This is a genomic window from Gordonia sp. NPDC062954 (genome assembly GCF_044543825.1).
Classification (GTDB): domain Bacteria; phylum Actinomycetota; class Actinomycetes; order Mycobacteriales; family Mycobacteriaceae; genus Gordonia; species Gordonia tangerina.
In genome coordinates this window covers 258,561-281,257 of record NZ_JBITWL010000002.1, presented here as the reverse complement: position 1 = coordinate 281,257, position 22,697 = coordinate 258,561, and the positions used below count along the sequence as shown (strand labels likewise).

The 22,697-nt window shown below is 65.8% G+C and carries 17 protein-coding genes and 1 tRNA gene; 8 read left to right on the top strand and 10 right to left on the bottom strand.

Features of this window, described 5'->3' with window-relative positions:
* Positions 1-90 precede the first annotated feature (90 nt).
* Together ACIGKQ_RS03910 and ACIGKQ_RS03905 are read right to left on the bottom strand one after the other, a co-directional pair.
* Positions 91-378 (bottom strand): hypothetical protein, encoded by a 288-nt coding sequence (locus ACIGKQ_RS03910; RefSeq protein ID WP_396572395.1) that lies wholly within the window; start codon positions 376-378, stop codon positions 91-93.
* A gap of 147 nt (positions 379-525) precedes the next feature.
* A tRNA-Arg gene (locus ACIGKQ_RS03905) sits at positions 526-598 on the bottom strand.
* A 264-nt stretch (positions 599-862) separates the two neighbouring features.
* Between ACIGKQ_RS03905 and ACIGKQ_RS03900 the strand changes: the two genes are divergently transcribed.
* Together ACIGKQ_RS03900 and ACIGKQ_RS03895 are read left to right on the top strand one after the other, a co-directional pair.
* On the top strand, positions 863-2,173 hold the full coding sequence (locus ACIGKQ_RS03900; protein ID WP_396572393.1) for an acyltransferase: 1,311 nt from the start codon (positions 863-865) through the stop codon (positions 2,171-2,173).
* A gap of 127 nt (positions 2,174-2,300) precedes the next feature.
* On the top strand, positions 2,301-4,472 hold the full coding sequence (locus ACIGKQ_RS03895) for a glutamine synthetase III (RefSeq protein ID WP_235725498.1): 2,172 nt from the start codon (positions 2,301-2,303) through the stop codon (positions 4,470-4,472).
* 186 nt (positions 4,473-4,658) lie between these two features.
* Here the strand turns inward: ACIGKQ_RS03895 and ACIGKQ_RS03890 are convergent, their stop codons facing one another.
* Both ACIGKQ_RS03890 and ACIGKQ_RS03885 read right to left on the bottom strand, forming a co-directional pair.
* A complete protein-coding gene (locus tag ACIGKQ_RS03890) occupies positions 4,659-5,030 on the bottom strand; it encodes a TraR/DksA C4-type zinc finger protein (RefSeq protein ID WP_268900523.1) in 372 nt (123 codons plus the stop codon).
* 10 nt (positions 5,031-5,040) lie between these two features.
* Positions 5,041-6,642 carry a PucR family transcriptional regulator gene (locus ACIGKQ_RS03885; protein ID WP_396572391.1) on the bottom strand — a complete coding sequence of 534 codons (1,602 nt, stop codon included), beginning with the start codon at positions 6,640-6,642 and terminating at the stop codon, positions 5,041-5,043.
* Between the two features lie 105 nt (positions 6,643-6,747).
* Here ACIGKQ_RS03885 and pruA point away from each other — a divergent pair, with 105 nt between their 5' ends.
* Together pruA and ACIGKQ_RS03875 are read left to right on the top strand one after the other, a co-directional pair.
* The gene (pruA, locus tag ACIGKQ_RS03880; RefSeq protein ID WP_396572389.1) at positions 6,748-8,388 is read left to right on the top strand and encodes an L-glutamate gamma-semialdehyde dehydrogenase; all 1,641 of its coding nucleotides are present in this window, start codon (positions 6,748-6,750) and stop codon (positions 8,386-8,388) included.
* The gene (locus ACIGKQ_RS03875) at positions 8,385-9,338 is read left to right on the top strand and encodes a proline dehydrogenase family protein (RefSeq protein ID WP_266059864.1); all 954 of its coding nucleotides are present in this window, start codon (positions 8,385-8,387) and stop codon (positions 9,336-9,338) included. Before pruA ends, ACIGKQ_RS03875 begins: the two co-directional genes overlap by 4 nt.
* 23 nt (positions 9,339-9,361) lie before the next feature.
* On the opposite strand, the gene ACIGKQ_RS03870 is transcribed toward ACIGKQ_RS03875, so the two are convergent.
* From ACIGKQ_RS03870 to ACIGKQ_RS03845, 6 genes are read right to left on the bottom strand one after another with little or no spacing between them, the layout of a single operon-like run.
* Entirely contained in the window at positions 9,362-9,907 is a 546-nt protein-coding gene (locus ACIGKQ_RS03870; protein ID WP_235725490.1) for a molybdenum cofactor biosysynthesis protein, read from the bottom strand.
* A gap of 16 nt (positions 9,908-9,923) precedes the next feature.
* Positions 9,924-11,519, bottom strand: a complete 1,596-nt coding sequence (locus tag ACIGKQ_RS03865; protein WP_396572386.1) for an AAA family ATPase — start codon at positions 11,517-11,519, stop codon at positions 9,924-9,926.
* A 4-nt stretch (positions 11,520-11,523) separates the two neighbouring features.
* Positions 11,524-12,399: a catechol 1,2-dioxygenase gene (gene catA, locus ACIGKQ_RS03860; protein ID WP_396572384.1), complete on the bottom strand. Its 876-nt coding sequence runs from the start codon at positions 12,397-12,399 to the stop codon at positions 11,524-11,526.
* A 57-nt stretch (positions 12,400-12,456) separates the two neighbouring features.
* Positions 12,457-12,741, bottom strand: coding sequence for a muconolactone Delta-isomerase (gene catC, locus ACIGKQ_RS03855; RefSeq protein ID WP_396572382.1), 285 nt, complete (start codon positions 12,739-12,741; stop codon positions 12,457-12,459).
* 2 nt (positions 12,742-12,743) lie between these two features.
* Positions 12,744-13,850, bottom strand: coding sequence for a mandelate racemase/muconate lactonizing enzyme family protein (locus ACIGKQ_RS03850; RefSeq protein ID WP_235725485.1), 1,107 nt, complete (start codon positions 13,848-13,850; stop codon positions 12,744-12,746).
* Positions 13,847-14,782, bottom strand: a complete 936-nt coding sequence (locus ACIGKQ_RS03845) for a LysR family transcriptional regulator (protein ID WP_235725484.1) — start codon at positions 14,780-14,782, stop codon at positions 13,847-13,849. Before ACIGKQ_RS03845 ends, ACIGKQ_RS03850 begins: the two co-directional genes overlap by 4 nt.
* Positions 14,783-15,013: 231 nt before the next feature.
* On the opposite strand from ACIGKQ_RS03845, the gene benA reads away from it, so the two are divergent.
* From benA to ACIGKQ_RS03825, 4 genes are all read left to right on the top strand, one after another.
* Entirely contained in the window at positions 15,014-16,396 is a 1,383-nt protein-coding gene (gene benA / locus ACIGKQ_RS03840) for a benzoate 1,2-dioxygenase large subunit (protein WP_266059867.1), read from the top strand.
* 238 nt (positions 16,397-16,634) lie between these two features.
* A complete protein-coding gene (benB, locus tag ACIGKQ_RS03835; protein WP_272492746.1) occupies positions 16,635-17,168 on the top strand; it encodes a benzoate 1,2-dioxygenase small subunit in 534 nt (177 codons plus the stop codon).
* A gap of 12 nt (positions 17,169-17,180) precedes the next feature.
* A complete protein-coding gene (gene benC / locus ACIGKQ_RS03830) occupies positions 17,181-19,943 on the top strand; it encodes a benzoate 1,2-dioxygenase electron transfer component BenC (RefSeq protein ID WP_235725482.1) in 2,763 nt (920 codons plus the stop codon).
* A 46-nt stretch (positions 19,944-19,989) separates the two neighbouring features.
* A complete protein-coding gene (locus ACIGKQ_RS03825; protein ID WP_396572379.1) occupies positions 19,990-22,659 on the top strand; it encodes a LuxR C-terminal-related transcriptional regulator in 2,670 nt (889 codons plus the stop codon).
* The last annotated feature ends 38 nt before the right edge of the window (positions 22,660-22,697 follow it).

The window sequence follows — 22,697 nt, the reverse complement described above, 5'->3', positions numbered from 1 at the left end:
GATTACGGTCGGGACTCTGCATATAGCCGACCAGTGCCCCGGTGCCGCTACGACGCGGCGAACGACTCGAATCGTCCGGGGCTGGTCGGGTCAGAGCAGAGCGAGAGCGCGCCGGTAGGCGTCCACAGAGCCACGAATCGCGGCGGAGGGCCGCAGGGTGGCGGTCAGATCATTGATGCGGCTGGTGAGCGATGCGCGCACATAGGCGCGGTCAGCGGCAGCGTCGTCCGATTGGATCGTGTCGAGGAGGTCGCCGACGTGTTCGGCCGCGACCATGTAACCGTCTGCCTGGTCGGCGTCGGCACGGTAGAGGTCGGGGAAGGCGCGCCATACGTGGGCGATGATGCGATCGGCGCTACGGTTATCAGTACGGTTCATGCGGGTCAGCTCCGTGTGTCCGAGACCCGGTTCAGCGTTGGCGCGCTGAGTCGGGTCGTTCTATGTCGGACAGGTGCCGGAGGGCACGAACAGGGCACGAGACGGCCGGATGATCGGAGAAACACCGATCTACCTGCACTTATGCTGTGCTCCCGGCAGGATTCGAACCTGCGACACCGGCTTTAGGAGAGCCGTGCTCTATCCCCTGAGCTACGAGAGCGGATCGACCGGACCGATCGAACACAGTGGAGTGTACGGCACCCCACACCCGACCCTGATGGACGCGTCCGTGGGCTGCGGACACCCGGGGAGCGCGTCGATCGCCAGTCCCCGGCCGCACCTCGAGGCGCGGCTGTCACCGCCACCTCGCCTGTGTCCCAGACCACAACTACGGTGCGGTTCACCGCTGTGACCACCGAAAATCTGCCAGGCTGTGAGATCTGTTGATTCTCCTGCCAGGAAATGCCCGTAAACTGCGCGACGCATGACCGTCGAAAGACCAGGAGGGGTGGAGTTGCACAACGGCGCCGATACGACGCCGACGGAGACACGTGGCAGCGTCTCCGCTCCCGGCACCACCACGATGGTACCCAGCCCAGCCACAGCCGCCACTGCGCCGCCGTCGGCGAAGGCTGCGCGCGCCCACACCGCCGACCTGGTCCGTGTCCTGCTGTTCACCGGCGTCGTGATCGCGCACAGCATCAACGGGATCAACACCACCCCGGACGTCATCCGGTCCAGCAACCTCGTCGGCACCCTGCTGCACCTGACGCGCTACGGCTTCGTCGCGGTGACCCTGTTCGTGCTGGTGCTCAGCACTCGCGACCGGCCGATGGCGCCGCGCACCTTCTGGCGTCGCCGCTTCGGGCTCGTCGTCTGGCCCTATCTGCTGTGGACGATCATCTACGCGATCACCGATCACCTGGTGATCGCCGGCAACCCGTTCGGTTCACCCGGTCAGTTCTTCGGCGACCTCGCCGTGAACATGGTCGACGGGCAGGGCAAATATCAGCTTTACTTCCTGCTGATCTCGATGCAGATCTATCTGGCCTTCCCGGCCATCGCGTGGCTGTTGCGTCGCACCGAGAACCGCCACTGGGCAGTGCTCGGGGCGGCCGGGGCCATCCAGATGTCGATGTTCGTGGTGTATCAGTATCTCCCCCGGCCCACCGGCGACGCGTGGACGGTCGTCTACGAGAACCTGTGGAAGACGCTGCCGATGTACGCCTTGTTCGTCGCGATCGGCGCGCTCGCGGCTTACCACCATGAGGCCGTCGAGCGGTGGCTGCGCGACCATGTCGTGTGGGTGATCGCAGCGGGATTGATCGGCACCGCGTTCAGCGTCTCCGCCTATCTGCTGGCCACCGCCCCGGGCGACGTCCCGCTGCAGGCCAACACACCGTGGAATCCTGCCACCCTGCCGTGGCTGATCGGCGGGCTCGCACTGTTGTGGCTGGCGGCGATGGGCTGGGACGACCTGCGAGCCGCCGGCCGCTCGGTGGGCGCGCGGGCGGTCAGCATCGCGACGATTCGCGCATTCGGTGTGTTCGCCGTCCACCCACTGATCCTGGACGTGCTGGCACGGATCGGGTTCATGTCCGCACTGTTCGACTGGTTTCCCAACTCGGCCGCGCTGCGGTCCATCGCGTTGGTGGTGGTCACGTTGGCATTGTCATTGGTCGTCGTCGACCTGCTCTTGCGGACGCCGCTGAGCCGCTGGCTGGTGGCCCGGCCCCGCATTCCACTCCGCCGCGCCGAGCGATCTTCAACGATCGTTCAGAATTCACACAAGTGACGCCAGTTTTCCTGGTCGTCACATCTGCGAAATAGCTCAGGTACCTCCTGCTCATAGCGTCATATCGCTTGCACAACGAGCTTGTCGGGTGTCCGTGGTCCGGCAGGCGACGAACCCAGGAGTGACCATGAGTGGCAGCATGTCTCGCCGTCAAGCCATCGAAGCAGTGACCACCTACGAGGTGGAAACCGACGGCTTCCCCGAACCCTTGGCAGATACCTTCGGACGCAACGTCTTCACGCTCGGGGTGATGAAGAATCGGCTTCCCAAACATGTCTTCAAGGCGGTGTCGGCGACCATCGACAAGGGTGCGCCGCTCGACCCGGCATTGGCCGATTACGTCGCGGTGGCGATGAAGGACTGGGCCATCGAGAAGGGCGCCACCCACTACGCGCACGTCTTCTACCCGCTGACCGGTTTCACCGCCGAGAAGCATGACTCCTTCCTGGAGCCCGACTCCAGCGGCGCGTCGCTGGCGGAGTTCCAGGGCAAGACCCTGCTGCAGGGCGAACCGGATGCGTCGAGCTTCCCCAACGGTGGACTGCGCGGCACGTTCGAGGCGCGCGGCTACACCGGTTGGGATGTGACCAGCCCGGCCTACATTCTGGAGAACCCCAACGGCAACACCCTGTGCATCCCCACGATCTTCATCTCGTGGACCGGTGAGGCGCTCGACAAGAAGACTCCGCTGCTGCGCAGCCAGCAGGCGATGAGCAAGCAGGCCATGCGGGTGCTGGAGCTGTTCGGTCACACCGACATCGACACCGTCGTCTCCTACGCCGGCGCCGAGCAGGAGTACTTCCTGATCGACCGCCACTTCTACTTCTCGCGTCCCGACCTGATGTCGACCAACCGCACCCTGTTCGGCGCCAAGCCGTCGAAGGGTCAGGAGTTCGACGACCACTACTTCGGCGCCATCCCCGACCGGGTGCTGGCGTTCATGATCGAACTCGACCGTGAGCTCTTCAAGCAGGGCATCCCGGCCAAGACCCGGCACAACGAGGTCGCGCCAGGCCAGTTCGAGATCGCGCCGGTGTTCGAGAAGTCCAACCTCGCCCACGATCACCAGCAGCTCATGATGACCACCATGAAGAAGGTCGCCGAGCGTTACGGCATGGTGTGCCTGCTGCACGAGAAGCCGTTCGCCGGTGTCAACGGGTCAGGCAAGCACGTGAACTTCTCGCTGGGCAACAGCAACCAGGGTAACCTGCTCAACCCGGGCGACACCCCGCACGAGAACGAGCAGTTCCTGGTCTTCTGCGCCGCCATCATCCGCGGCGTGCACAAGTTCGGCGGGCTCCTGCGCTCCTCGATCGCCTCGGCGTCCAACGACCATCGCCTCGGCGCCAACGAGGCGCCGCCGGCCATCATCTCGATCTTCCTCGGCGACCAGCTCGCCGACGTCTTCGACCAGATCGCCAAGGGCGGCGCCAAGGAATCCAAGCAGACCGGTGTGCTCGAACTCGGCGTCGACACCCTGCCGCCGCTGAAGGCCGATGCCGGCGACCGCAACCGCACCAGCCCGTTCGCCTTCACCGGCAACCGCTTCGAGTTCCGTGCCCCCGGTTCCAACCAGTCGATCGCCGACCCGATGATCGCGATCAACGCGATGCTCGCCGACTCCCTCGACTACGTCGCCACCTTCCTGGAGAAGGAACTCTCCGACGGCACCGAGTTCAACTCTGCTGTGCAGAAGCTGCTCTCCGACATCATCGTCGAACACGGCAAAGTGGTGTTCAACGGCAACGGTTACTCCGACGAGTGGCAGGAGGAAGCGGCCTCACGCGGCCTACTCAACCTGCGCACCACCGTCGACGCGATGGCGCAGCTCGACGAGCCGGCCATCAAGTCGGTGATGAGCGATTACGGCATCCTGAGCAACCGTGAGCTCGAGGCGCGCAAGGAGGTCGTCCTCGAGCAGTACGCGCTCGCGCTGCTCGTCGAGGCGAAGGAGTCCCTCGAGATCGCGAAGACGATGATCCTGCCCGCCACCAACCGCTACCAGGGAGAACTGGCCGCAACCGCGGCGAGCCTGAAGGCCGCGGGCGTGGAGACCGACCATCCGGTGATGCTGACGGTGACCAAGAACCTCAAGGATCTCTACACCGCGATGGTCACGCTCGAAGAGGCCATCGACCAATTCCACGGCGACTCGGTCGAGGCCGAAGCGGAGTACGCGCTGAAGTCGTTGATCCCGGCGATGACCGAGGTCCGGGAGGTCGCCGACAAGCTCGAGACCATGGTGGCCGACGACCTGTGGCCGTTGCCGACCTATCACGAGATGCTCACCATCCTCTGATCACCGCCCGCTGATCAGCGCCGGGCGGCGCTCGGCCGCCCGGCCACGCTTCGGCGACAAGTGCCTCAGAGAACAACCCGAACAGCGGGTGTTCTCTGGGGCACTTCGCTTTCCGTACGGGGTTCGTATCCGAGTGGGGTGCGCTTCGATGAGCGCAGCGTGGTTCTGCGTTGCCGGAGCGGCAGATCACCACCGACGCGTCGAACCTCGCGACGCGCAACCGATGCACAACCGCGCGGCCGGAAGGGCCTCGAGCCGGGCATCGGAGATCGGCTCACCGCAGCGCTCGCACCGCCCATAGGTACCAGCGTCCGCGCGGCTCAGCGCGGCGTCGAGTTCGTCGAGTCGCACCCGCGACCGCTCCAGCTGCGCGACCAGTTGGCCACGCTCCACCGCGAGTGTCGACCCCTCCGGGTCGTGCTCGTCGTCGGAGCTGGAGTCCGCGGTCGCCTCGATCACCGCCGCCAGACGCGCCGAGAGCTGTTCGATGAGTCGCGTCGTCTCGGTTCGTTCACTGTCCAGCACGCGCCTGATGGCGTCGCGGGCGTCGCCGGTCATCTCGATCCCCTCATCCACGTATAGCCCTCAACGACAGCGCCACCACGAGCCGCGTCGCGGGATCGTCCAGATCCATTCCGGTGAGCGCCTGTAACCGACGAATGCGGTAACGCAACGTGTTCGGGTGTACATGAAGCGCCGCAGCCGCCGTACGGACGTCGCCGAAGTGGTCGAGGTAGGTGCGCAGAGTGATGGTGAACTGGCTTCGCGTGCGTTCGTCGGTGTCGGCCAGCTCGACAACCCGACTGTCCACGAGTTCGGGGTTGGCTGCCAGATGCGCCACGATCTCACCGAGCAACACACCCGTCTGCGATTCCTCGACGGTGGCGACGTCGCCGATCAATTCGCCCTCACGTTCGGCCGCATCGAGGACCCGATCGACCTGGCCGCGCAGCCTCGGCACCGATTCGAGTCCGACGTCCGGGCCGGCGACGACCACCCGCAGGCGGGCGCCGAACTGTCGCTCGGCTGCGTCGATCGCCGCTCGCGCCCACGCCACCGTCGCCTGGGCGGCCACCCGGGGCGCGACCACATATATCCGGGAGCCCAGCGTCCCGGTCACCGACAACGGGCTGAATGCGCTGGCGTGCAGGGTGACCGCCGAAAGCTCGCCTGGGCCGATCGATCCTGCCGGCGACGACGCGAGACCGGCCACCACTACGGTCGCGTCAGGCACCATTCCGAGTTGCGCCGCAAGGTACTCGGGGTCCACGATCTCGCCACGTACCCCGAGTAGCCGGCGGACGGTCACGGCGTGGTCGTTCCCGCGGGCCCGGCCACGCGAGATCACCCGCGCCGCGACGGCGGCCGCGCCGGTCAACACGTCGTCGGTATCCTCGGCGAAGTCGACGGCGCCTCGTTGCAGCCAGATGGCCCCGAGGAACTCCCCCACCGCCGAGCCCGCCGCCCGGATCGCCACCGCACGCCGCGCGCGGATGCCGAGGTCGGCGTGTTCGTCCACCCGAATCACCTCCGACGACGTGCGCAGCGTGTCCATCACCCCCCAGGTCCGCAGCCAGGCCATCATCTCCGGCGGACCCTCGCGGCCCAGGATCGAAAGCCTGCGCAATTCGTCCGCTTCGTCGCCGGCGCGGCTGTAGGCCAGTACATGCGACCGTTCGTCCTCGACACTCACCAGAGCACGGGTGCGTCGAGCTAGTTCGGCCGCAAGGTCGAAGAGGTCGCCGGTGGCGCCCGTCCGCATCGATTCGCCCTGCGACTCACCGCCCGCCTCGGCCTCCAGCACGCGCATGATGAGGTGATAGATCCGCTCCCATCGGGCATGCGGGTCGACGGCGACTACCGCGGTTCCGGTGGCCTCTGCATGTACCACGACCTGCGCCGATGGCGATTTACAGAACACCGCGACCGGCGCGCGGGAGTCGAGGCCGCACAGCCAACTGTGCAGCGTGTCGTCGGGGACCCCGACGAACAGGAACATGTCCGCTCCACGCGCCGCGCGTCCCAGACCGAGACGGACGTCGTCGACATCCAGCAGCGCTGCGGAGGAGACGATCGCGTCGAGACCCGCGGGTGCGGTGATCAACTGCGCGACCGTACGGTCCAAGGCCAGTAGCAGCCGTCCGATGGATACACCTGCGGACACGGACATGATTCCAGTATGCCTGCGGTTCGTTGTTCGATCCGACAAAGAGTCCGATATCGCGTTGGCCGATGAGCCATGTCCTCGTCGCCGCACACGCGGTGAAGTAAGCACATGGATGCCGTCACCAGTCCCCCTCGACCGACCAACGAACCGGTACACATCTATGCGCCGGGTAGCGCCGAACGCAGCCTGATCGTCGCCGAACTCGACCGCTGCTCCGCCGCCGACCCGCAGCACCTGCCGCACATCATCGGCGGGCGTGAGTGCTCCGGCACCGGCCCACTCGTCGATGTAGTCCAGCCGCATGCCCACCACGAGGTCCTCGGCACCATCACCAACGCGACCCACGACGACGCCCGCGCGGCGGTCGATGCCGCGCTCGTGGCGGCGCCGCAGTGGGCGTCCACCACATTCGACGAGCGCGCCACCGTACTGCTGCGCGCGGCCGATCTGTTGAGCGGTCCGTGGCGTGAGCGCATCGCCGCGGCAACGATGCTCGGACAGTCGAAATCGGTGCAGCAGGCCGAGATCGACGCACCCTGTGAGCTGATCGACTTCTGGCGATTCAACGTCGCCTTTGCCCGTGAGATCCTTGCCGAGCAACCGATCTCATCACCGGGGGTGTGGAACCGCCTCGACCACCGGCCGCTCGACGGTTTCGTGTATGCCATCACCCCGTTCAACTTCACCGCCATCGCCGGCAACCTGCCGACGGCTCCGATGTTGATGGGCAACACCGTGATCTGGAAACCCTCACCCACCCAGGCATATGCCGCTGCCGAGACGATGGCACTGTTACGTGCCGCCGGACTGCCCGACGGGGTCATCAACCTCGTGCACGGCGACGGGAAGGAACTCTCCGAGGTGGTTCTACCCGACCAGAATCTGGCGGGCATCCACTTCACCGGTTCCACGGCGACATTCCAGCACCTGTGGCGCGAGGTGGGCGGCCACATCGACCGCTACCGCAACTATCCTCGCATCGTCGGGGAAACCGGCGGCAAGGACTTCATCGTCGCCCACAGCTCGGCCGACCCGGACGTCGCACGCACCGCCCTGATCCGTGGCGCCTTCGAATATCAGGGGCAGAAGTGTTCGGCCGCCTCACGCGCCTACGTGGCCCGCTCGGTGTGGGACCGCATGGGTGATGACTTCCTCACCGAAGCAACAGAACTGACCTATGGAGATGTGCGTGACCTGTCGAACTTCGGTGGCGCGGTCATCGACCGTCGTGCGTTCGCCAAGAGCGTTGCCGCCATAGATCGCGCCAAGACGGTACCCCATCTCACCGTGGCCACCGGTGGCGAATGCGACGACAGCGAAGGCTATTTCGTCCGACCCACCGTTCTGCTGGCAGATGATCCGACCGATGACGCATTCGCCACGGAATACTTCGGTCCCATCCTGGCGGTCCATGTCTTCGACGACGACACGTTCGACGACACCTTGCGCCTGGTGGATACGACCGCCAAGTATGCGCTGACCGGCGCAGTGATCGCCACCGACCTCGACGCCATCGCGAACGCGTCCGGCGTCTTGCGGCAGGCGGCGGGCAATTTCTACATCAATGACAAACCGACCGGGGCCGTCGTCGGCCAGCAACCCTTTGGAGGCGCCCGCGGATCGGGAACCAACGACAAGGCCGGCTCCAAGGCGAACCTGATGCGGTGGACCTCCACCCGCACCATCAAGGAGACCTTCGTGCCACCGACCGCATCGTCGTATCCGCACATGCGCAGCGATCTGTCATGAGTCTGTTCGACGCCACCCTGCGACCGATGATCCTCGCGGCCGCCGGCAGCAACCGGATCCGGGAGACCGCACAGCGGACGGCGATGACCCGGCAGGTGGTCGAGCGGTTTGTTCCCGGGGAGACGCAGGCCGACGTCCTCGCCGCAATTCACGGGTCGCTCGATGCGGGACTCGCGGTCAGCGTCGACTTCCTGGGTGAGGACACCACCGACGACGCGCAGGCCACGGCCACTGTCGAGGCCTACCTCGACCTCATCACAGCGATGGGGCGGCTTTCCCTGGCCGGGACCGCAACCACTGCCCTGGAGGTGTCGGTGAAACTCACCGCGCTGGGCCAATCCCTGTCCGACCACGGCGCCAAGATCGCCGAGGAGAACGCCCGTAGGATCGCCGCCGCGGCACACGACGCGGGTGTGCTGGTCACCATCGACGCCGAGGATCACACGGGCGTGGAGACACGTCTCGGCATCGTCCGCAGCCTGCGCAGTGATTTCCCAGAAGTCGGCACCGTCCTACAGGCATACCTGCGCCGCACCGAGGACGACTGTGTCGAGTTCGCCAGATCGGGTGCGCGGATCCGGCTGTGCAAGGGCGCCTACGCCGAACCTGCGTCGGTCGCCTATCCGACTCGCGAACTCACCGACGAGTCCTACCTACGCTGCCTGCGAATCCTCATGAAGGGCGACGGGTATCCGATGGTCGCCAGCCATGATCCGGTCATCATCGACGCGGCGCAGACGATGGCCGATGAACTCGAACGTACCCCGGACTCGTGGGAACACCAGATGCTCTACGGAATTCGCTCCGATGAACAGAAGCGGCTGGCGGCCACGGGTCGTCGTATACGCGTCTACATCCCGTACGGCAGCGAGTGGTACGGATACTTCGTTCGCCGACTCGCCGAGAAGCCGGCCAATCTCGGATTCTTCTTACGCGCGCTGGCCGGCTGATTGCACACAGAGAACCACGGCCATCACCGCAGCGGCTGAGCCCGTTTCACCTGATCGGCGGCCCGAGCAGCGTCGAGATCGACATCGGCGGTGAGGACGGCCGGACCTACGTGCAGAACACCTGAGGTCAGCGGTTGCGTCCGCAGGCCGCCGCGACCGATCAGCGCCTTGCGCACCCCTTCTCCGGCAACGGTGTCCATCCAGGAACACGGGTGTGCCGGGCGGCCGCCACGGAAGCGAATCGGGCCGCTCCCGGAGTTGATGGTGAACTCGTGTGCTCGCAACGGGTCGAGTTCGAGGCCGCGTACCACCACATTGCGTCGCGCCACTGAGGGGTCGACGTCTCCGGCGGCGGCCTGCCACGCCTCGAGTGCGAGAAAGGTGACCGCGGCCTCGGTGTGCGCACGGACGCCGAAGAAGCGATCGCCGCGAATTCCCTTGTCTGCGACGATCTCCACTTGTTCTGGCGTTGACGTCTGCACCAGCACGGCCGGACCGTCCTTCGGTCTGCCGAAGTACGCGTGGGCCGGTGAGACCAACAGCGAGACGATCTCGAAAGAGTACTCCACGCCCTCGAGAGTAGAGTCACCCGCGCTCGCGCGCCGAGACGTAGTGCAGCCCGCGGAACACCGCACTGCTCGCGAACACCGACGCATCGAGTTCGACGTCGCGGTGCCGCGCCATCCGCAGTGCCAGCCGCAACAGCATCTTGATGTCGCGCGGCGTGATGTCGGGGAAGCCGCCGACGAGGTCGTCGAGTAGATCCTCGCCGAGCACCACATCGTTGCCGGCCGCGAGGATCTGCCAGATCTCCCGGGCGTGTTTGGGCCCCGGCGGCTGATACTCGATGACAGCGGCACAGCGCGCCAGGATCGCCTCGTCGACACCGTCGACGCGATTGGTCGTCAGGAACAGCAAACCGTCGAAATACTCCAGAGTGCGCAGGAATTCGGCGACTATGGCGTTCTGCGCCAGATCCAGGCCGCGCTCCATCACGAACACGTCCGCCTCGTCGAGCAGCAGCACCGCATCCCAGCGCTTGGTCCGGTCGAAGATCACCTCGAGATTCTTGCGCACGAGTTCGGCGGTGGTGCCGAGTGAGCCGGAATGGATCGAGTACAGCGGGCGCCCCGTCACCTCTGCGTACACCTCGGCGGTGAGCGTCTTCCCCACGCCCGGTCGCCCCTTGGCCAGGATCACGTTACCGGCCGACTTGCCATCGATGATGTCTCCGGTGAACACCGAGATGTCTGTGGTCAAGATGTTCAACAGTTCCCGCTGCTCGTCGGGCAACACCAGCTTGTCCTGCAGATGCACATCGTAGACATAGGTATCCAGGTCGGCGGTGTTGACGTCCAGGAAATCCTGCGCCCCGAGATCGAAGACGCGCACTGCTGTGATGACCGGCACCGGACCGTAGTCGGTGCCGGACTCGTCGTCACCGAACAGGATCGACGGCGCGACCATCCGCAGCGCGGCGATCTCGCCCGGCGCGACGTCCTGGATCACCTTGCGGTTGTCGCGTTTGTTCGGTGCACGGTAGTCGTCGGTGCGGATCACCCGGCCGGTGAACCGGAACTGGGTGCCGAACCCGGTGTCGATCACCTCGTGGTATCGGTCGCGCCGAATCTCATACGCCGCCTTGAGCTCCGGCGTCTCCTTGTAGGACCCGCCGGCGGCCAGGGCATCGGCAGGTACCTTGCCGACCACCTCGGTCTCCTCGAACACCAGCAGCCGGGGTGCACGCGACGGGCGCTTGACCGTCGCGTTGTCGGCCTCCATCGTCACCTTGATGCGCGGCCCGTGGGTGCGGTCGGCGTGCTCCAGGGTGATGTCGGTGACCAGATACGGATGCAGATGTCCGTCGGATTCCCGCACATAAAGCCAGCCGTCGATCATGTCCGCACGCAGGAAACTGCGGAAGATCTCGGTGGCGGCGTCGATGTGCGGGATCACCGGGAACCTACCGGCGCGGGCCGACTGGATCGCACCGACCGCGCGGGCGAAGGACTCCGCCCTGTGTGCCTGCGCGGTCTCGGCCAGGTCGGCCAGCGCCGCGTCGGTCAGATCCCGATCGGCGATCGCCAATTCCGCGGACCGCCACGACTGAGCCTGGTGTCGCACGCCGGCGAGGTCAGCGCAGGACGTGGCACCGACCACCGCGGTGGGTGCGACGAGCATCCGTTCAGCGCTCGGGGTCGAGGACGAAGTCGTAGTCCACCACGACGCCTTCGCCGTTGGGGTTCTCCCTCGGATCCAGCATGAGTTCGGGCTTGACCGCCGACGCGATGTCGTCGTCATTGTGCGGATCACCGGGGAAGTACAGCTGGGTGGTGATCAGCTCATGGCCGGGTGCGCTCACCTTGAAGTGCAGGTGGGCCGGGCGCCAGGCGTGCCACCCGGCGGCCGCGATGAGCTGGCCGCACGCACCATCGGTCGGGATCTGGTAGGGCGCCGGACGCAGCGTGTGGATCTCGAATCGGCCGTCCTCGTTGACAGTCCAGGTACCGCGCAGATTCCACTCCGGCAAGCCCGGGGCGAACTGGGAGTAGAAGCCGAGGTCGTCGGCATGCCACAGTTCGACTTTGGCGCCGGTGAGCGGAGTGCCGTCGACGGCCCGCACCTGGCCCGCGAACACGAGTGGCATGCCCGGTTCGTCGTCGCGCATCGGGATGGTGCCGTTCCACTCCAATTCCGGTGAGCCGTCCAGATAGTAGGGCCCCTCGATGGTGCCCTTGCTGCCCTCTCGGTGCTCGCTGGCGACCTCCTCGACGGAGTGCTCGAGCCAGACGTCGAGGAACAGCGGCCATTCGCCGTCCTCGCCGACCTTGATCAGCCACGCCTTGAGTGCGTTGTACTCGGCGTAGCTGACCTTGTCCTCGAGGATGATGTCGTTGAGGCCCTTGATGACCTTGGAGGCCAGGTAGTCGACGCGGGCGGTGTCGACGACACCCTCGCGGGTACCCGCCGATGCCATCCGTTCGCGGAATCGCGCCGAAGCGTTGGCGCCGGATTCGGCGGCCTTGGCGGTGACCTCGGCGTCAAAGCTGATGTCGGTCATGGGTCGTGCTCCTTCTTGATCGGCCGGTGGGCTGACGCATGCGGAATGAGGGCCGTCTCAGCCCGCTGCGATATCCGAGGGGTGGGTGGCCAGCGGGGTCACCGCGATGTCCATGTAGGCGAACAGCGGGAGCGCGGAGAGGATCTCGTGCAGTTCGTCGTTGTCGGTCACGTCGAAGATCGAGTAATTGGAGTACTCGCCGACGATCCGCCAGATGTGCGGCCATTTACCGCTGCGCTGTAGATCCTGCGAGTACCTCTTCTCGCGTGCCACGATCTCTGCGCGCACGTCGGGATCGAGGTCCCCGGGGATGTGGACATCCATCCGTACGTGGAACAACATCGTCAACTCCGATCGGTTCGATAGTGGGCGAGTTTGTCCGGGTCGATCTCGATCCCGATTCCGGCGGAGGCGCACCGGTGCAGGTGGCCGTCACTGATCTGCAGCGGATGCGCCAGCAGGTCATCGGTCATGTCCAGAAAGTTCGACAGCTCACCGGCATTGCGCGAGGTCGATTCGAACGCCGTCCCGAATGCCAGCGCGCAGGCCGTGCCGACCTGACCGTCGATCTGATTGCCGATCACGACCTCGAGTCCGAGTCCTTCGGCGAGATGATGGACGCGGCGAGACGCGGTGAAGCCGGTGCGAGCGGTCTTGATGCTGATGGCGGTGGCGGCTCCCGCGAGGATTTCCCGCGTGACATCGGCGGCAGTCGGCACCGACTCGTCGGCGATGAACGGCACATCGAGCTGCCCGACCAGCCATCGCCGGCCGATCACGTCGTCGGCCGGACACAGTTCCTCGGCGAACAGCAAACCGAGGTCGGCCATCTCCTTCATCGCCCGCGCCGACTCCGACGCCGTCCAGCCGCGATTGCCGTCCACGTAGAGATCGACATCGGCACCAAATCGGTCGCGTAGAGCGCGCACCACCGCGGTGTCGAGGTGTACCGGCCGACGCCCCACCTTCACTTTGAAGGTGGTGATGCCGTAGGTATCGCGCATCTTCTCGGCCTCGGCGACCATGGTGGCCGGGTCGTCGAAACCCAGCATGTGACTGACGCGCATGCGGTCGGTGTAGCCGCCGAGCAACTCGGCCACCGGTAGTCCCAGCGACTTTCCCAGTGCATCCCAGATCGCCATGTCCACTGCGGATTTCGCTGTGGGGTTACCCACGGTTCGGGCGAGCCGGCCGGTCACCACCTCACGCTCGAGCAGGGTCAGACCGATCACCTGCGGTGCGAACACCTTGTCGATCACCGCGACGATCCCGTCCTGAGTCTCGCCGTAGGTGAATGGGCGCGGTGGCGCTTCGGCGACCCCCACGATGCCGTCGTCGGTGTGCACCCGCACCAGCACATGTTCGGCGATATGCACTTCGCCGGAGGCGAACCGCAATGGTTTCGAATACGGGATGGCGAATGGTATCGCCTCCACTGCAGTGATCTTCATAGCTGTTCTCCAACGTAGGTGTCGTTCGGGGAGCGACGGGGCACGACCGAGTCCGCGGCGAATGCCGCCGCGATGACCTCGGCTACGCTGTGCACCACCGGGTTGTCCTGGCCGCCACGCCAGGCGAGGGCGAGTTCGACGCTGCCGGCGTCCACCAGGTCGCGAATGACCAACCCTTCCAGCGGAAGTGATCGCACCGACGCCGGCACCACCGCGACGCCCATCCCGGCGGCCACCAGCGCGAGCAGCACCGCCGTGCCCGGCGCCCGGTGCGCGCGGTGTGGCACGAAACCCGCGCGGTGGCAAGTGCGGACCGCCGCATCGTTGACCGCGGAGTCCTGGCTGTCGTACATCACGAACATCTCGTTGCGCAGATCCTCCACGGCGACCACCGGTTCCACCGCGAGGCGATGGTCCACCGACACCGCGAGCACCATCGGTTCCACGTCGATCAAACGCATGGCGATACCGTCGCCCACCACCGGCGGCCGTAGCACGCCGAGGTCGATGGACAGAGCACGCAGGCTGTCGCACTGCACCGGCGTCAGCATGTCGGATTGGATGTGCAGGTCGACATCCGGCAACTCCCGCTTGACCACCCGCGCGATGCGAGGAAGGTGGGAGAACGCGGCGATGCCCGTCAGACCCAACCGGATGACGCCACTGCGTCCCGCGGCGATGCGCCGGACACCTTCGACGGCATCGTCGACACCCGCGAGGATTCGTGCCGCCTCCCCCTGCAGATACTCGCCAGCGGGTGTCAGCGACACCTGCCGGGTGGTGCGTGTGAACAGGGTGACGTCGAGTTCGGACTCGAGTTGGCGAATGGCATACGACAGAGCCGGCTGAGCCACGTGCAGCTGGGTTGCCGCCTGCCCGAAGTGGCAGGTGTCGGCGACCGCTGCAAAGTAGCGAAGATGCCGTAGCTCCATGTCGTGCGACTCTCTGTCTCTCTCACCATTGAAAGTGGTCCGCTGTGATCGGCACCACGTCTGTCCCAACGGTAGGCCGATGATCCATACCAGACAAGAACATGATTTCCCGTTATTCATGAATCGCATCGATCAATAGGATGCTGGGTCAGGACTGGCAATGTTCCTGGTGTGACAGAGGCCACGCGATGCGAGAGTGCAGAGGACAGCCCACACTCTTGGAGGTAGGACATGACCGCGTCGATCACCGACAACCTGCAGCATGTGCACTCGGTTCTCACCGATGCCGTCATCGACGACCGCGAAGCCGGCATCTACCGGGCCAACCGCCGTATCTTCACCGACGAGGACATCTTCGAACTGGAGATGAAACACATCTTCGAAGGCAACTGGATCTACCTGGCGCACGAGAGTCAGGTGCCCAACCCGGGCGACTACTTCACCACCTACATCGGCCGGCAACCGGTGATGATCACGCGCGACAAGAACGGCGAGCTGCACTGCCTGATCAATGCGTGCGCGCACCGGGGCGCGATGATCTGTCGGCGCAAGACAGACAATCGGATGACTCTCACCTGCCCCTTCCACGGCTGGACCTTCCGCAACGACGGCACGTTGCTCAAGGTGAAGGACCCCGACGATGCGGGCTACCCGGACACGTTCAATGTCAACGGCTCGCACAACCTCACCAAGGTCGCACGCTTCGACAACTATCGCGGGTTCCTGTTCGGCAGCCTCAACGACGATGTGCAGTCGCTCGACGATCACCTCGGCGACACCCGGCTGATCATCGACATGCTGGTCGACCAGTCTCCCGAGGGCCTCGAGGTGCTGCGCGGTGCCTCCACCTATACCTACGACGGCAACTGGAAGGTGCAGGCGGAGAACGGCGCCGACGGCTACCACGTCACCGCGACACACTGGAACTACGCGGCTACCACCTCGCGACGCTCCACCGGCGAGTCGAAGAACGACACCAAGGCACTCGACGCGGGTGGCTGGGGCAAATCCGGTGGCGGGTACTGGTCGTACCCGAACGGGCATCTGTGCCTGTGGACGTGGGCGGCCAACCCCCAAGACCGGCCTCTCTGGGACAAGATGGATGAGCTCAAGAAGGAGTTCGGAGACGCCAAGGGCGAATTCATGGTGAAGGGCTCACGCAACCTCTGCCTGTACCCGAACGTATATCTGATGGATCAGTTCTCCACTCAGATCCGTCACTTCCGGCCGATTGCGCCGGACAAGACCGAGGTCACCATCTACTGCATCGCCCCGAAGGGAGAGAGCGATGCCGCCCGCTCCCACCGGATTCGGCAGTACGAGGACTTCTTCAACGCCTCGGGTATGGCGACGCCCGACGATCTCGAGGAGTTCCGTTCCTGCCAGCTCACCTTCCGCGCGCAGGCCGCGCCGTGGAACGACATGAGCCGCGGTGCCGAGCACTGGCTCAGTGGCCCCGATCCCGTCGCGGAAACCCTCGGCATGACCGGTGTCATCTCCGCAGGAGTCAGGAACGAGGACGAAGGCCTGTATCCCGTCCAGCACGGCTACTGGCTGGAGACAATGCGCAAGGCGGCCGCCCAGGAAGAGAACAGTCCTTCGGCGGTCGAGTAGCCCGAGGCGCCAGCCGAGAGCGTATCGAGCCCCGCCACCCCGCGATCTCGATACGCCACTCACTCCGTTCGCGGCTACTCGATCAGCAGTCGACCGCCGGTCGAGTAGCCCGAGGCGCTAGCCGAGGGTGTATCGAGACCCCGCCCCATCCCGCCGGTCGAGTAGCCCGAGGCGCTAGCCGAGGGCGTATCGAGACCCCGGCGACCTGACCCGCCAAACTCCGAACAGGACCCACCCCATGACCTCCACCCAGCCCGAAACCTCCACCACCACTGGAGAAAAGCTCATCACCCAGAACATGATCGAGCAGTTCCTCTACCGCGAGGCCCGGTACCTCGACGACCGCGAGTTCGAGAAATGGCTCGACTGCTACGCCGACGACGTCGTCTACTGGATGCCGTCGTGGGACGACGCCGACCGTCTGACCGAGAATCCACAGCGCGAGATCTCGCTGATCTACTACGGCAACAAGGGCGGCCTCGAGGACCGGGTGTTCCGCATTCGCACCGAACGGTCGTCGGCCACCTCACTGCCGGAGCCGCGGACGAGTCACAACATCACCAATGTCGAGGTGATCGAACGGCGTGGCGACCTTGTGGACGTTCGGTTCAACTGGCACACCATGTATTTCCGGTACAACACCGTCGACCCGTACTACGGGACCTCGTTCTATACCATCGACTTCTCCGGTGAGCAGCCACTCATCCGTCGCAAGACGATCGTGCTGAAGAACGACTACATCCACCATGTGGTGGACGTCTATCACTTCTAGGAATTCGAGCAGATGACTGTCACCACCGACCGAGACCTGTCCGCGCCCACCGGCGCCGACGACCGCACCCACCAGGTCGCGCTGGCCTTCGAGGACGGTGTCACCCGGTTCATCACCTGTCGTGAGGACCAGACCGTCGCCGACGCCTCCTATCGTCAGCGCATCAACATTCCACTCGACTGCCGGGACGGCGCCTGCGGAACGTGCAAGTCGTTCTGCGAATCCGGCGATTACGATGGCGGCACCTACATCGAGGACGCACTGTCAGCCGAGGAGTCCGCCGAGGGCTATGCACTCCCCTGCTGCATGAAGCCCACATCCGATCTGGTGCTGCAGATCCCGGCGACCTCCGACATCGCCAAGACCCAGGCCTCGACATTCACCGGTACGGTCGTCGAGATCGAACGCCTGTCCGAGTCGACGATGCGGCTGGTGATCGAAATCGCCAACCGCGGCGATCTGGCCTTCCTCCCGGGCCAGTACGTGAACATCGCCGTACCCGGCACCGACGACGGCCAGGGCGAACTGCTCACGCGCTCCTACTCGTTCGCCAACGGACCCCATGAAGAACGACTGGTCTTCCTGGTGAAGCTGACGCCGGGCGGCGCGATGTCGACGTACCTGACCGAACGCGCCGCCCGCGGGGAGGCGATCACCTTCACCGGACCGCATGGTTCCTTCTTTCTGCGCGAGGCCGCCCGACCGGTGCTGCTGTTGGCCGGCGGTACCGGGTTGGCACCCATTCTGTCGATGTTGCGCAAGTTGCAGGACGACGACAGTCGTCGCAAGGTGCACCTCATCTACGGTGTGTCCACCGACACCGATCTGGTGGCATTCGACGAGATCGAGTACTTCGCCCGCGAGTTGCCCGGATTCACCTGGGACCACTGCGTTTCCGACCCGGACAGCACCGCTCCCAACAAGGGCTATGTGATGAGTCTTATCTCTCCGGACCACCTCTACGACGGTGACGTTGCGATCTACCTGTGCGGACCCCCACCGATGGTCGAGTCGGTCCGCACCCACGTGGCCGACGCCGGCATCGATCCGACCGGTTTCTATTACGAAAAGTTCGCGCTCGCGGTTCCGTCGGCATCCACCACTTCGGTCGCCCAGACTCCGGCAACCGACGTGGCACAGACTGTGATCACCGTCGAGGACAGCGTGATCCCCACGGGCGATGCACGCGCGATCGCCGGGCAGATCACCTTGCCGGCGGTCGAGCTCTCGCCGTGGTGGGGGCCGGTTGCCGAATCCACCGACGACGACAGCCGATTCCGCATCGCGGGCCAGCAGGTGTGGCGTTCCACCGGGAACAACGCGGATATCGACCCCGACGATGGTCGACTCATCTTCGTCGACGCGCGGGGCATCGCGGGCCACGAGGTGTTCGTCCCCAGCGACATCGAGCCGCTCTCGGTACCCGAAACGGGTTCGGCGTCAGCGGTGGCCGACGACACGCCGGCGGTCGGCACTCCCGACACGACGACGATCACGCCCGAGGGCTACCAGATCGGCGAGGAGCATCCGGAGATCCACGAGTCCGACGCGCTCTTCGAGGCCAGGGCCGCACTCGAACTCGGCGCTTTGGAACTGACTTTCGGACGACTGACCAGTCAACAGCTCGCCGGGTACCGACTTCTGGCAGAGACCACGTTGCCGTTCGTAGACGGCGATCGATTCGTCGATGCCGCCGAGTACACCGAGACCAATGCCAACTTCCACGACTACCTGTTCAGCCTGACCGGCAACACTCATCTCCTCGACGCATATCAGGCTCTGGGCGTGAAAGGACGTATGAGTGAGGTGCTGCGCAACGCCACCTGGTGTCATCCGCTGTGTGCCCGCGACCACGTCGACATCGTCGCCGCCTTCGAGTCGGGCGACCGCGACGCCGCGCGGGCTCTGATCGCCGCGCACGCCGACCGCTCCAAGCAGACCATGCGGCGTGCGATGGCCGACGAGATGGCCGCTCGTCGGCCGCGTTTCGTCACCCCCGGCCGTTTCGCCGGCAAGGTCGTCGTGGTGACCGGCGCCGCGCAGGGCATCGGCGCGGCCACCGCGCGCCGCATCAGCGCCGAGGGCGGCAAACTGGTGCTGGCAGACCGGTCGGACCTGGTGGCCGAGTTGGCCGACGAACTGACCGCGTCCGGCGCCGCCGCCGTACCCGCGATCGCCGACCTCGAGGATTTCGGTGGCGCGGAAGCGGTGATGTCCTCGGCGCTCACGGCCTTCGACCGGGTCGACGTGCTGATCAACAACGTCGGGGGCGCCATCAATTTCAAGCCGTTCACCGAGTTCACCGACGGCGAGATCCGCGCAGAGATCGACCGTTCACTGATGACGACGCTGTTCGCGTGCCGGGCGGTATTGCCGTCGATGGTGGCCCACGGCGGCGGCGTCATCGTGAACGTGTCGTCGGCGGCCACCCGCGGTATCAACCGCATTCCATACTCCGCGGCAAAGGGCGGCATCAACGCGATCACCGCCTCGCTGGCGATGGAATATGCGGAGTCGGGCATCCGGGTGGTCGCCAGCGCGCCGGGTGGCACCGAGGCACCACCGCGCCGGGTATCGCGCGGCACTCCGACGCCGGCCAATGCGACCGAACAGGACTGGTTCCAAGCGCACATCGACCAGACGTTGTCGTCGTCGTTGCTCAACCGCTATGGCACACTCGATGAGCAGGCTGCGGCGATCTGCTTCCTGGCCTCCGACGAGGCCTCCTACATCACCGGCACGGTGCTGCCGGTCGCGGGTGGAGATCTGGGCTGACGGTGTTCGGCACCGCGGGACCCCGGTTCGGACATACGATGGGGCGATGATGGTCGTCGCCGCCTGCGTCGGGCGGGAGCAGGAGATCGCGACCATCCTCGCCCGCAGCCACGCCGCCCGCCGGACCGAGTTCATGATGATCATCGGCGAGCGGGGCATCGGCAAGTCGACCTTGCTCACCCATCTTGCGAACCGGCACAACGAGTCTGCGGACACCGCACGCACGCTGTACGCGCAGGCGTCGGCTTCCGATCACCAGTCCGCGGGTGGTGTGCTGCGTCAGCTCACCCAGTCGTCCGACGCCAGCAGGGCGGCACTGGCCGACGTGCTCGGTGACCTCGACGCGCCCACCCTCATCACGATCGACGACGCCGAGTTCGTAGACGAGGAGTCGATGCAAACGTTGCTCGCGGTCATCCGCGAACAGCGCGATCGTCCGACGCTGGTGGTGATGTCGATGACGCCGTCCACTATCGGCCGACCGCCCGGTCTCCTCGCCGACGAGCTGCGACTTCGTGGTATCGCTGCTCCCGCAGTGGCCGAACTCGCAGCGCAGCGAGGAATCGTGCTGCACCCGGCGATGCTCGAGAGCCTCACCCGCCACACCGGCGGGAATCCTCGGCACATCGTGTCCCTGCTCGATGAGCTGCCTGCCGGGACGTGGTCACGCACCGGGATCGCGCTGCCGGCACCGAGTTACCTGGTCGACGACGTCCGAACGCGGCTGCACAAATGCTCGGCGCCCGCCCGTGCGCTGGTGGAGTCGCTGATGATCGTCGATGAAGGCGAACCGCTCTCGACGGCGGTCACGCTCGCCGGACTCGACGCCCCGCTGGCGGCGCTCGACGAAGCCGGCGACAGTGGGCTCATCACCCTCGGGGCGGCGCTGACACCCGCCGACGCACAACCGCGACCGACCGATCCGCTCATCCGTGCGGCAGTGCTCGAGATCATGGGGATGGAGGCCGTCGGTGCCGCACACCGGCGCGCAGCCGAGTTGGTGAGCGACCCGGCACGTCGGATGCATCACCAGGTGTCCGCCACCCCGACAACCGATCCCGAACTGGCGAATGACCTCGATGACCTTGCGCGTCGTCGCTCTGCCGACGGCGCCTGGGCCGAAGCGGCCGGATTGTTCCGCCAAGCGGCCCGACTCACGTCCGACCCGGTCCCGCGTGACACCCGCGTCACCCTCGCGGTTGACGCCCTGCTCGCCGCAGGCGACTGTGTTGGCGCGGCAGCACTGGTACCCCTGGTGGAGAGCCTGCGTGAAACCCCCTTGCGCAACGCGACTCTCGCCTATCTGGCAATCCTCCGCGGTCGAGCCGCAGAAGCCCGGGTTCGTCTGGATCGCGCATGGGACATCGTCAACTTCGACCGTGAACCAGACATCGCAGCCCTGATCGCCCAGCGTTACGTTCTTCACAATCTGGTCCGCTGTCAGGGCGACGAACTCGTCGAATGGGCCGACCGGGCAATCACCATGGCGGGCAGCCAATCCCCGGCCGGGGTCGAGGCTGCGGTGATTCGCGGTCTGGGCCTGGCATGGTCGGGGCGACCGGCCGAGGCGACGGCCGAGTACGCCGATCTCACCGATCGGATCCGGTTCGGGGCGCAAGCGCAGCGGGCCACCATGGGTCGCGGCTGGCTTCAGTTGGGTCTCGACGATGTCGGGGCCGCGCGTAGCAATCTGGAGACTGCGGTCTCGATGGCAACACTCGGTGGTTCCACCCGCATCTCGTTGTGGGCACTGGCGTGGCTGGCGCGCACACAATTCCTCACCGGCGACTGGGAAAGCGCCCTGCACAACGTCGAGCAGGGTCGAGCACTGGCCCGCAGCAGCGGTATCGAGCTCGCGAGTCCGCTGTTGAACTGGACCGCAACCGCCATCCATTCGCTGCGCGGCGATTGGCCCGACGCCGAGCTCAGCGTTGCCGACGCCGCCACCAGCGTCGGCGACTACGAGATCATGCGTATTCCAGAGCTGTTGGCCCGGGCACAGATCGCCGAAGCGGCTGCCGATTACGAGAAGGTGCGACGCATCCTGGAACCGTTGGTGACGATGGCCGCCGACGTGCCCGGCCTGGCCGAGCCCGGCTGGTGGCCGTGGGTCGACGTGCTGGCCAACGCCCTGGTCATCGGCGGCGAACTCGAATCCGCCGATGCTCTGCTGACGCCCTACGAGACGCTCGCCGAGCAGCGCGGGCATCGGTCGGCGAGTGCGCGACTGAAGTACGCGCGCGGACGGTATCTCGGCGCCATCGGCGACATCCACCAGGCCAAACGCGCCTTCTCCGAAGCACTCGAACTGCTCGACGGCCTGCCGTTGCGATACGACCGCGCCCGGGTCAACTTCGCGTACGGTCAGACCTTGCGCCGAGCCGGGAAGCGACGCGCGGCCGACGCCGTGATCGGTACCGCCCGGGAACTGTTCGTCTCGCTTGGCGCGACCACCTACGTCGAGCGTTGCGAGCGAGAACTCAAGGCGGGCGGTCTGAATGTCAGCCGCGGCGAACGCGGTGATGTGGAACTGACGCCACAGGAGGAGGCGGTCACCGCACTCGTCGCGCGCGGACTGTCCAACCGGGAGGTGGCCGCGGAACTGTTCATCTCACCAAAGACCGTGCAATACCACCTGACCCGGATCTATGCGAAGCTCGGCGTACGCTCCCGATCCGAGCTCGCCGCGTTGCGCCGGCCGTCGACCGCCGAGTGAGCCAGCGGCTCGACAGCCCGAGCCGGTAGTCGACGTAT

What these genes read in the sequence shown, in the direction of transcription:
- ACIGKQ_RS03910 (WP_396572395.1), bottom strand. Translation starts at nt 378, where the DNA reads ATGAACCGTACTGATAACCGTAGCGCCGATCGCATCATCGCCCACGTA.
- ACIGKQ_RS03900 (WP_396572393.1), top strand. Translation starts at nt 863, where the DNA reads ATGACCGTCGAAAGACCAGGAGGGGTGGAGTTGCACAACGGCGCCGAT.
- ACIGKQ_RS03895 (WP_235725498.1), top strand. Translation starts at nt 2,301, where the DNA reads ATGAGTGGCAGCATGTCTCGCCGTCAAGCCATCGAAGCAGTGACCACC.
- ACIGKQ_RS03890 (WP_268900523.1), bottom strand. Translation starts at nt 5,030, where the DNA reads ATGACCGGCGACGCCCGCGACGCCATCAGGCGCGTGCTGGACAGTGAA.
- ACIGKQ_RS03885 (WP_396572391.1), bottom strand. Translation starts at nt 6,642, where the DNA reads ATGTCCGTGTCCGCAGGTGTATCCATCGGACGGCTGCTACTGGCCTTG.
- pruA (WP_396572389.1), top strand. Translation starts at nt 6,748, where the DNA reads ATGGATGCCGTCACCAGTCCCCCTCGACCGACCAACGAACCGGTACAC.
- ACIGKQ_RS03875 (WP_266059864.1), top strand. Translation starts at nt 8,385, where the DNA reads ATGAGTCTGTTCGACGCCACCCTGCGACCGATGATCCTCGCGGCCGCC.
- ACIGKQ_RS03865 (WP_396572386.1), bottom strand. Translation starts at nt 11,519, where the DNA reads ATGCTCGTCGCACCCACCGCGGTGGTCGGTGCCACGTCCTGCGCTGAC.
- catA (WP_396572384.1), bottom strand. Translation starts at nt 12,399, where the DNA reads ATGACCGACATCAGCTTTGACGCCGAGGTCACCGCCAAGGCCGCCGAA.
- catC (WP_396572382.1), bottom strand. Translation starts at nt 12,741, where the DNA reads ATGTTGTTCCACGTACGGATGGATGTCCACATCCCCGGGGACCTCGAT.
- ACIGKQ_RS03850 (WP_235725485.1), bottom strand. Translation starts at nt 13,850, where the DNA reads ATGAAGATCACTGCAGTGGAGGCGATACCATTCGCCATCCCGTATTCG.
- ACIGKQ_RS03845 (WP_235725484.1), bottom strand. Translation starts at nt 14,782, where the DNA reads ATGGAGCTACGGCATCTTCGCTACTTTGCAGCGGTCGCCGACACCTGC.
- benA (WP_266059867.1), top strand. Translation starts at nt 15,014, where the DNA reads ATGACCGCGTCGATCACCGACAACCTGCAGCATGTGCACTCGGTTCTC.
- benB (WP_272492746.1), top strand. Translation starts at nt 16,635, where the DNA reads ATGACCTCCACCCAGCCCGAAACCTCCACCACCACTGGAGAAAAGCTC.
- benC (WP_235725482.1), top strand. Translation starts at nt 17,181, where the DNA reads ATGACTGTCACCACCGACCGAGACCTGTCCGCGCCCACCGGCGCCGAC.
- ACIGKQ_RS03825 (WP_396572379.1), top strand. Translation starts at nt 19,990, where the DNA reads ATGATGGTCGTCGCCGCCTGCGTCGGGCGGGAGCAGGAGATCGCGACC.